Origin of the sequence: Pseudomonas sp. K5002 (assembly GCF_013386655.1) — a bacterium.
GTDB lineage: Bacteria > Pseudomonadota > Gammaproteobacteria > Pseudomonadales > Pseudomonadaceae > Aquipseudomonas.
Window position 1 is genome coordinate 1 of the sequence record NZ_JACARK010001172.1, and the last position, 784, is coordinate 784.

Below are 784 nucleotides of genomic sequence, written 5' to 3' on the forward strand. Positions count from 1 at the left end.
AAGCGTTGGCCGGGCGCGTGGTGGCTTCGGGCGCCGGTGGTGCTTCGGAGATTGCCGACTTCATGCTGCTGCAACTGGTCAACCGCGCCCAGCCGCTGATCCAGCACCTGAGTCAGTTGAGCCCGCTGCACCCGGAGCGTTTCTTCAGTGAATTGGTGAGCCTGGCCGGCGAGTTCTCGACCTTCTCCACCACGGGTCGCCGCCCCCACGAATACCCGCAATACCAGCATGACGACCTGGCCTTGAGCTTCACCCCGGTGATGCAGGCCCTGCGCGAGGCGCTGTCGATGCTGATCGACAGCAAGGCCACGCCGATCCCGATTGTCGAGAAAGCCTACGGCGTGCATGTGGCGATGCTGGCCGACAAAACCCTGATCGACAGCGCCAGTTTCATCCTGGTGGTGCGCGCCGATGTGCCGGGCGAAACCCTGCGCGCACGCTTCGGCCAGCAAAGCAAAGTCGGCTCGGTGGAACACATCCGCGACCTGGTCAACCTGCAACTGCCGGGCATCGGCCTGCTGCCGCTGCCGGTGGCGCCACGGCAGATTCCGTACCACGCAGGCTCCACCTACTACGAGCTGGACCGGGGCAGCGAGCACTGGCAGCAACTGGGTAATTCCGGTGGCTTTGCGTTCCACATCGCCGGCCAGTTCCCGGGGTTGAACCTGGCTTTCTGGGCCATCCGAGGGTAATCCGCGATGCATCCGAATGACGATGACCGCACCCAGTTCATGCCGCGTCCCGGTGGCCGCGCGCCGGAGCCTGTTCGCGCAGAGCCGGCGCC

At 65.4% G+C, this 784-nt stretch carries 1 protein-coding gene; it reads left to right on the forward strand.

Annotated features, from left to right (window positions below):
* Window positions 1-692: type VI secretion system baseplate subunit TssK (gene tssK, locus HX846_RS34570; RefSeq protein WP_178967186.1), on the forward strand; the 692-nt coding region annotated here is incomplete at its 5' end.
* Between the last annotated feature and the right edge of the window lie 92 nt (window positions 693-784).